The 8,378-nt window shown below is 67.5% G+C and carries 9 protein-coding genes and 2 pseudogenes; 6 read left to right on the forward strand and 5 right to left on the reverse strand.

Translation table 11 applies throughout. From position 1 onward, the window contains the following. Positions 1-375 precede the first annotated feature (375 nt). Both ETD96_RS35995 and ETD96_RS36000 read left to right on the forward strand, forming a co-directional pair. On the forward strand, positions 376-1,005 hold the full coding sequence (locus ETD96_RS35995) for an RNA polymerase sigma factor (protein ID WP_138640944.1): 630 nt from the start codon (positions 376-378) through the stop codon (positions 1,003-1,005). Continuing rightward, positions 1,002-1,763 carry a hypothetical protein gene (locus ETD96_RS36000; protein WP_138640945.1) on the forward strand — a complete coding sequence of 254 codons (762 nt, stop codon included), beginning with the start codon at positions 1,002-1,004 and terminating at the stop codon, positions 1,761-1,763. The genes ETD96_RS35995 and ETD96_RS36000 overlap by 4 nt, the downstream gene beginning before the upstream one ends. A 495-nt stretch (positions 1,764-2,258) precedes the next feature. On the opposite strand, the gene ETD96_RS45310 is transcribed toward ETD96_RS36000, so the two are convergent. The 4 genes from ETD96_RS45310 to ETD96_RS36020 all read right to left on the reverse strand — a co-directional run bounded on the left by ETD96_RS45310 (position 2,259) and on the right by ETD96_RS36020 (position 4,841). Beyond that, positions 2,259-2,402, reverse strand: a complete 144-nt coding sequence (locus ETD96_RS45310) for a hypothetical protein (protein ID WP_171069393.1) — start codon at positions 2,400-2,402, stop codon at positions 2,259-2,261. A 19-nt stretch (positions 2,403-2,421) separates the two neighbouring features. Continuing rightward, positions 2,422-3,081, reverse strand: coding sequence for a DUF5701 family protein (locus tag ETD96_RS36010; RefSeq protein WP_138640946.1), 660 nt, complete (start codon positions 3,079-3,081; stop codon positions 2,422-2,424). A 231-nt stretch (positions 3,082-3,312) separates the two neighbouring features. After that, entirely contained in the window at positions 3,313-4,182 is an 870-nt protein-coding gene (locus ETD96_RS36015; RefSeq protein ID WP_478209499.1) for a Vgb family protein, read from the reverse strand. Positions 4,183-4,184: 2 nt separating this feature from the next. After that, positions 4,185-4,841 (reverse strand): CatB-related O-acetyltransferase, encoded by a 657-nt coding sequence (locus ETD96_RS36020; protein WP_138640948.1) that lies wholly within the window; start codon positions 4,839-4,841, stop codon positions 4,185-4,187. Between the two features lie 185 nt (positions 4,842-5,026). Here ETD96_RS36020 and ETD96_RS46180 point away from each other — a divergent pair, with 185 nt between their 5' ends. Continuing rightward, positions 5,027-5,191, forward strand: coding sequence for a hypothetical protein (locus ETD96_RS46180; protein ID WP_205719609.1), 165 nt, complete (start codon positions 5,027-5,029; stop codon positions 5,189-5,191). Between the two features lie 116 nt (positions 5,192-5,307). Here the strand turns inward: ETD96_RS46180 and ETD96_RS46185 are convergent. Continuing rightward, positions 5,308-5,475 (reverse strand): annotated as a pseudogene (locus ETD96_RS46185) (IS110 family transposase); the annotation flags it as partial. A gap of 333 nt (positions 5,476-5,808) precedes the next feature. Here ETD96_RS46185 and ETD96_RS36035 point away from each other — a divergent pair. The 3 genes and pseudogenes from ETD96_RS36035 to ETD96_RS36045 form a co-directional block, all read left to right on the forward strand. Further along, complete coding sequence (locus ETD96_RS36035) at positions 5,809-6,462, forward strand: TetR/AcrR family transcriptional regulator (RefSeq protein ID WP_138640949.1); 654 nt, start codon at positions 5,809-5,811, stop codon at positions 6,460-6,462. Between the two features lie 301 nt (positions 6,463-6,763). After that, complete coding sequence (locus tag ETD96_RS36040; RefSeq protein ID WP_138640950.1) at positions 6,764-7,453, forward strand: pilus assembly protein; 690 nt, start codon at positions 6,764-6,766, stop codon at positions 7,451-7,453. A gap of 541 nt (positions 7,454-7,994) precedes the next feature. Beyond that, positions 7,995-8,378 (forward strand): annotated as a pseudogene (locus tag ETD96_RS36045) (hypothetical protein); the annotation flags it as partial.

Below are 8,378 nucleotides of genomic sequence, written 5' to 3' on the forward strand. Positions count from 1 at the left end.
CTGCTCGCGCAGCTCAAAGACCATACGGACCGCGCGTTCACGCAGCTCAACGGAGTACTTTCTCGGGGGTGCCATAGCCCCTCACCCTTCCAGGTTTCAGGGCCTCCACCCAACCCGGGGCGCTCCAAGGTGTTGGGGACGCGCAGGGTGATTTTGGGGGTGTGTCGGTGATGTGGAGAGTGCCGTGGTGGGTGTGGGTGACCTGGCGGCGGAGTCGAAGCTTCGCCCGGTAGAGCTGCGGCCCGCGATCCTTGGCAGAACCGTCCGTTCCAAGCTTCGGGTCCGCAATGCCGGCACAGGAAGGGCCGGTGGGATGTAACACGACGAGGCGCTCTCGCCAAGAAGAGCAAACAGCGCATAGCGGGAGGCCCTTGGATGGGAGATGTGAAGCCGGCCGTGGGGACGGATCCGGCGGATGTCACCGCGATCGGTCGTGATCAGGCGGCGCTGGAGGTGTTCTATCGGCGGCATGTCGCGGATGTGACCCGCTTCGTGGCTCGCCGGATCTCCGATCCTCACACGGTCGACGATCTGACCACCGAGGTGTTCCTGGCCGCGATCGATACCGCCGAGCGGTATCAGGTCGGCCGGGGAAGCCCCCGAGCGTGGTTGCTGGGCATCGCCCGGAACGTGGTGGCCGCCGAGTGGCGGCGCCATGCCGGTGAGCGGGACAAGGCGGAGCGGGCGGGAGGCCATCGCTACCTGGACGGCGACGACATCGTCCGGTTGGAAGAGCAGATCGACGCCGAGCGAGTGGCGCGCGCCTTGCATTCGACGCTGTCCGCGCTGCCCGAGCGGCTGCGCAGTGTCATCGAGCTGGTCGATCTGGACGGCCTGACCCTGGCCGAGGCGGCCGCGGCGCTGGGCATCCGCAACGGTACCGCCCGGGTTCGACTGCACCGGGCCCGTAAACGGCTGAAAGCAGCCTTCCCACCGGACAATGCGGTGCTCGCCCAGTCAATCGCTAATCCACAGTCCTCCTTGGCGAAAGGAGCCTCCTCATGAGCAACATTTCTACCGATGACACTCCGCTTGCGGGCTATCAGGAACGGAGGCTGATCGAGCTGACCGCGGCGGTTGTCGCCAAGAGAGAAAAGGGCGCTCGCGCATCGGCGGTTCGGCCGCCGCGCCGCATGGGGGTGGTGCGCCGGCGATCGGCGTGGGGCCTCGCGGGGGCGGCGTGCACGGCGTGCGCGGTTGCCGGTGTGCTGCTGACCTGGACGGGGAGCGCTCAGCCCGCCTACGCGGTGACCCGGGATCCGTCCGGCCTGGTCACGGTCAAGGTCACCGAGAAGACCCTGGACTCACGCGACGCTGACGCGCTCTCGCGCGAATTGCGCTCGCTAGGCGTGCCGGCGGTCGTGTACTCCATCCCAGAGGGCAAGGTGTGCCCGCAGCCCTATGCCAGGCAGGTCGACCTCCCGTCGAACGTGTACGACATGCCGGACGGCCTGTACACCCTGCCCAGTGATCTCCCCAAGCCGGGAGGCGGCTGGAAGATGACGATCAATCCGGGCAACTTCAAGCCCGGCCAGTTCATGGTCTGGACGTTGACCACCTCAGGTGTCTACGAGCAGAACGGTCGGCGCACCGGATCCGCGTCCTCGGTCGGCACCTACCTGGTCAGCGGACGCACCATTCCGTGCCATAACCGGCTGGCCCCCCGAGTGCGAACACCGCAGCCACCCTCTGGAAAGAAGGATGGCACGCCAGTCTTTATCACTGACACCGGCGGCTATGTCTCGTTCGCGGACTCGCACTGACGAATACTCCCGGCGCGGCCGCAGGCTGTAGGACGACGGTGTCCACCGGATCCGAGTGGACACCGTCGTCCAGCAAGGGCACCGTCCTCAGGCTCGCCCTGCCGCTAGGGCCAGGTGGCCGCCTAGGACCATACCGTCCGACCTACTCGAGGTGCCCGTCCCGCCCGGGCGCCGACCCGGCGCCGCCGCTCCGGATCGGTCGCGCACTCTGTTCCACCAGGGCCACGAACTCGACAGCCAGTTCGTGGCGTTGCGCGCCGCCGGGTGCACCCGGATCTTCTCGAAGAAGATCTCCACCCGCGTCAAGGTGCGTCCCGAGCTTGAGGCCGCGCTCGCGCTGTGCCGCGATCCAAGACGGCCGCGCCCGGGCAGACGGTCATCTTCATCCTTCGATGTAGGACGGGCTCGGCCCGCCCCACGACGTGGGCCCACAGCACCCCCTCGCCGTTGGTCCCAGAAGCCCGGCCCCGGCCGGTCGGAGGCACGGCGTCGTGGTCAGGAATTCGGGGACTGGCCGACGGAGGTGCCCTCGGCAGCGGCGGTGAGGATCTTGTGGACGACACCGACCGTGACCCTCACCCCGGCGGCGATGGTGCGGATGGCTTCCCCGATGCCTGCGCCGATCGAGGATCGCCGCACCACCTGACTCCCATTCCTCTCAAACGCTATTGCGGTGGGCGGCGGAGGCCATTCCGAGCCAGGTGTGGGGGTTGCGTTCCCAGCACCAGCCGAGCTTGGGGGCGTTCTTGCTGATCCATATCGCCGGGACGCGGCGGTCGCCGCAGCGTGAGCCGCCCAGGGAGTAGCATTTGTTCTTGACCAGGACCTCTGGGAACTGGGTGGTCATGGCTATGCCCTCCTCGATGGTGAGCAGGGTCCGTCCCCGGTCGCGGATGGTGTCCATGGCGTCGTTGGGGATGGCACCGCAGAACTCCTCGCCGCGTTCGATGTCGAACAGCAGGTAGACCGGCTGGTCAGGGAGGTCGGTCTCCTTGATGGCGACGAAGCGTTCAAGGGATCCGGGTTCGAAGGAATGGTCGACGAAACCGGGTTTGGCCTTTCCGTGCAGGGTGGTGCGCGGCATCATCTGCTCGATCGGGACGACCTGGCGTTGCACCACGAGCAGGAAGGAAAGTCGGCCGGCGTCGGGCTCGTGAGCGAGGTTCCCGGCGTTCACGGCGACCGGCCGCAAGGGCGTGACCAAGGCGCGGAACTGCTCTGGGGTCATGCCGGCCATGGCCGGGTATTCGTGCTCGACCAGGTTGTGAACCTGCCGGTCGAATTCCGCGCCCGCGTCGAAGGCCGTCTGCGGTGTCATGAGATCCTTTCGTATGATCCGGCGGTTCAGAGATTAGGGGCTGGAGCGTCCGATGGAGTGGCCCGCCGGGTCTTCGGGCACTGCCCCGTCAGCAGGAGGTCGGTGAACCCTCCTATGAGGGCGTCTGGCGGAGTTCGGGGGAGTCCTCGGAAGAACTGCGCCGATTCGCTGCGGCCCCCGGCGGTGATGATGGTGTGGTTGCGCGTGACGGCATGCCTGATCGTCTCCCGTTCAGCGGGTGATGCGGGCGAGGGCGCCGGTTTCCAGCGCCGCCCACAGGGCGCCGTCCGGGCCGAGGGTGATCCCGTGGGGTTCCGAGCCGGGGGTGGGCAGGTCGTGTACCTGGATCATGCCATCGCCGGTGATGGAGCCGACGCGGTTGCCGCCCCACTCGGTGAACCACTGCTCACCGTTGGGGCCGGGCGTGATGGCGTGCGGCCGGGCGGTCCGATCGGGCAGCGCGAACTCGGTCACCCGTCCGTCGATGGTCATCCGGCCGATCTGCCCGGCGGCGATCTCGACGAACCACAGGGAGCCGTCCTGTCCGGCGGTGATGCCCACCGGTCCTGCGGCCTCGGTCGGCAAGGGGTGGACGGCGATCGCTCCGTCCATGCCGATCCGCCCGATCGCGTTGGCCTGGTTCAGGGTGAACCACATCCCGCCGTCCGCACCGGCGGTGATCGCGGAGGGGAACGCGCCGGTGGCGGGGAGCGGGAACTCGCTGACCCGGCCGTCGGTGGTGATCCGGCCGATCCGATCGGCGGCGGTCTGGGTGAACCAGAGCGCCCCGTCCGGTCCGGCGGCGATGCCGTACGGGCCGCAACGCGCGGTGGGCAGCGGAAACTCCGAGACCATGCCGTCGAGGGCGATCCGCCCGATCCGGTGCGCCTGGTACTCGGTGAACCACAGCGCCCCGTCCGGTCCGGTCGTGATGATCGTCGGCCCGCACGCCGGATCGAGCCGGTGGGTGATGGACTCCCGCCCGGGGACGAGCCGGCCGATACCGCCACCGCGGACGAGCGTGAACCACAACGCACCGTCAGGCCCGGTCGTGACGGCATACGGGCCGTCGTTGCGGTCGGCTACGACATGTTCCGTGATGGTCAACGGCTTTCCCTGCGTAGGTGCTGGGTGGCGATGTGTTCGATGTCGGCTGGGGTGCCGGCCATGATGGTGCGGGCGTGCTGCGTGATCAGATCGGTGGGCCAGTCCCACCAGGCGGCATGGCGGAGCCGGTCCACGTCGGCGTCGTCGAAGCGCCGCCGGATCTGGCGTGCCGGGTTGCCGCCCACGATCGTGTAGGGCGGCACGTCCGCGGTGACGACCGCGCCGGCGGCGATGATGGCTCCGTCGCCGATCCGCACGCCGGGCATGACGATCGACTGGTAGCCGAACCACACGTCGTTGCCGACGACGGTGTCGCCCCGGCTGGGCATGGTGGTGACGATGTCCAGGGTCTGCTGGGCCCACTGGCCGCCGAACATGGTGAACGGGAAGGTGGACACGCCCATGGCCGGGTGCTCGGCGCCGGCCATCAGGAACCTGGTTCCGGTCGCGATCGCGCAGTACTTGCCGATGATCAGTCGTTCGGGGCCGTAGGCGTAGAGCACGTTGCGGTGCTCGAAGTCGGTCGCGTGGTCGGGGTCGTCGTAGTAGGTGTACTCGCCCACGTCGATCGCCGGTGAGTTGACCAGCGGTTTGAGGAACACCACCCGGTGGTGGGCCGGCAGTGGGTGGACGGTGGTCGGGTCGGGGGACAACGGAAGTCCTTCGCAGATCGGTCGGCGTCGCAACGGGCCGGGGGCGGCAGGAGTCGCGGCAGCGGCGGCGCGGGCGCCTTGAACGGGTCCCAGCCTCGGTCAGGGCGCTGTTCTTGATCAATGGCGACTTCGTGAACTGATCGATAACCGGGCTGTTATGGATCGGAACTCGGAACGAGGTGCGGGTGGAGCTGCGGGACGTCGAGATCTTCCTGGCCGTGGCCGAGGAACTGCACTCCGACCGCACCAGCCGCAGGGTGCGCATCGCCCCCGCCGCCCGCGGCACCTCGGGGACGCTGACCCTGGGCGTGCAAACGGGAACGCGACTTCATGGTCTTTCCCCTGGGTGAGGTGCTCAGTGATTTCGGTGAATCTTGCCGCGCCCCCAGCTGCCTTCGGCTCACCTAGGAGCCCTGCTCGGGACGGGGCGCAATGCATTCACCACTAGGCCGCGGGCCGGGCGACAGCACTGGGCATCAGCGCTGACCAGCCTGATCCGTGCCTGGCCCACCATCACGAGGACGGTGCCGAACTTCGCGGTGAGCTTGTCGAACACCGATCGCAGCTTCGGCTCGCTGTTGGGCAGCCGCTTGTCGAAGACCTTCTCACCGGCCGGGGGCAGCCCGTGTCCGTGACCGACCGCAGACCACCCAGCGGCCGCCGATGTAGGAGCCCCTGGAGCCGCTGCGCTTCCGCCACCATAGACGGCAGAGAACACAGACCACTCAATCATCGAGTCTTATCAGGGCTTCTCCCCAGCCGGGTTGCTCACGCTGTAGCGGATTAGAGACTTGCCCAGGGGGTGAGCAGGCGCGGGTCGTGGCCTGCTGAGGAAGATGGCGTGCAGCAGGCGCCGGGGAGAACTAGTGTTATGAGTTGAGGTCGAGGAGTCTCATTTTCGGCGTCTCCGAACACACCGTAGAATCTTGGTGGTCCGGGTCTCAGGGAATCGAAATGGCGGCGGGTCATGAAGAGGCTTGACAGTGAACCCCAAGGTCACGGCGGTGGACGGCTGCCGTCCGGACGGCATCGGCTGTCACGCAGCTATGTGGCCAGCAACCAGCGGGCGCGGATTCTGCAGGCGGTGATCGAGGCCGTCGGATCGGACGGTTACGCGCAGCTCACCATCGACAGCATCGTCAGCAGGTCCGCAGTTTCCAAAAAGACGTTCTACGAGAATTTCAAGAGCAAGGAGGAGGCATTCCTGGCCGCCTATGATTCGGTCACTGACCGGGTCGTCGCGTTGGTAATCGGGAGTGTCGACGCCGACGCGCCCTTGTCGGACCGGTTGCATGCGGGCCTGGGCGCTTTTTTGCAGTTCATCGCCGACGAGCCGCTGGCCGCCCGGATGTGCATCGTGGAGGTGCTGGCGGCCGGCCCGGAGGCCGTCGAGCGCAGGGACCGGCTCAAGCGGCTCTTCAGCAAGATGATGGTGGACCACCTGCGGGCGCGGGTTCCGGACTATCCCGAACCCGAACTGACGGCCGAGGTGGCCGTCGGCGGGATGCACGAGGTCATTTTTGATCGGGTGAACCGGGGCGAGGCGCACAAGTTGCCCTGCCTGCGGGATGCATTGGTCAACGTGTTCGCGATTCCCAGTCCCCCACTGGGGGGCCAATGACTCGGACTGTCGTTTTGTGAGCAGACGACGTGGCCGTATCCGGCCACGTCGTGCGCGCGTCCGAAAAACACCCCGTCTTGGTTTGATGGCGCGAGACCGCGCCACCGGCCGTGACGATGAGTCGTGTCGATGATGTTCTTCGTCACCCTGCGTGCACAGTTTTCGGGCGCAGTATCGGGGGCTCCAAGGGTGTCCGAAATAAAACCTTTCATGTTCTGGGTACGGCATCGTTCTTGAAGAACGCCGCAGTTTATGTTTCCTTTCGAGGGCCCTTCCCACCCCGATCGAAAGGACAGGAAAGGTGCGCAAACCGTTCAGGATCGCCCTCCCCGCGATGGGGGCGAGCGCGCTGCTGATCGCCGGCGCGTCCGCCGCGCTGGCCACCACGATCAGCTCCGGCGGCTCGCCCTACAACGGTGACGTCAAGGTCACCAACATCAACCCCACCAAGTTCTCGGGCAACGGCCCGGGCATCGGGCTGATCACCAGCACCTGCAACGCCGTGAGCCTGGTCGCCTCGGTCGTCTCCGACGGCTCCGGCGGGCAGCTCAAGACCGCCTCGCTCACCAACTGCACCAACAACTACGGCGGCAGCGACACCTACACGGTGAACAACCTGCCCTACAGCGGCGCGTCGGCGCACTACGACGCCGCCCACACCAACCACCGCGACGGCTACCTGACGGTCAACGCTCCCAACAGCAGCGTGGACATCAAGGCGGTGCTGCGCCTGACCAACCTGGGGCGCACCGAGACCTGCCACTACGGGCTCACCACCACGACCCCGCTGACCATCGACCTGTTCAACAGCACCAACTCGAACCGGCCCGACACCGGCAACCCCCACTCGCAGGGACAGTTGACGGGCCAGCAGCTGCAGAAGGTCGCCCACCCGGAGAACACCTCCGGCTGCCCGGCCGCCGTCTCCGGCAACGGCAAGTTCCAGGTGCTCACCGAGCCCGGCGGCGCCGACCTCACGATCGCGCCCTGACCCGGCGCTCCTGAGCCGGCCGCCCCCGACCCGGCCGTTCTCACCCACGCGCGGGGCACACCGTCCCCGCCCTGATCAGGCGGGGCCGCCAGAACCCCAATGGCGGCCCCGCCACCGTCCGAGTGCACCATCCCAGTCCCGTCCCAACGGCCACGCACTCCAGCCGCCCGATGCGACCGGGATTCCTTTCCCCCGCTGTACCCACCCCCCTGGAGAACGCTGTGCGATCACTGTTCCGCCGGCGCAGCAGCCTGGCTGCGCTGGCTCTCGCCGCCGGCACCGCACTGTCCGGTGCCGCCCTCGTCCCGTCCGCCTCGGCGGAGACGATCCCGGCCTTCAGCTTCGACAAGTGCCCGGCGCTGCCGTCCGGCGCCGACCCCACCTGGTGGAACTGCAACGTCGCGATCATCACCGGCGGCCAGTTCAAGCTCGGAAGGCTGGACCAGGCGATCACCTCGCCCATCACCCTCACCTACGCGGTCGGCTTCGACCCCGTCACGCTGGAGCAGAAGTCATCGTCGGCGGCTTCCAGGCCGGCAAGATGCTCGTCAAGCCGGGCATCTTCGGCGACCCCCTCTTCTCCGCCGTGTACGCCAGGCCCGAGTACGCCGGGTTCATGGACCTGCAGAACGGCGACGTCCTGCTGAACCTCAAGGTCAAGGTGATCAACCCGAACCTCGGCCCGTACTGCTACATCGGCTCCAACGGGAACCCGATCAAGCTGCACCTGATCTTCGGCAGCACCCCCGTCGACGTGTCGACGGACCCGCCGGTGTTCAAGGCGACCATGGTCGACAACTCCTTCGCCGTCCCCGGCTCCTCCGGCTGCGGGCTGGCCGGAACCCTCAACTGGGCGGTCAACTCCCAGGCCGGCGTGCCCTCGGCCGCGGGGAACAACACCGCGATCTTCAACCAGTACGTGAGC

This window comes from Actinomadura geliboluensis (genome assembly GCF_005889745.1).
GTDB lineage: Bacteria > Actinomycetota > Actinomycetes > Streptosporangiales > Streptosporangiaceae > Spirillospora > Spirillospora geliboluensis.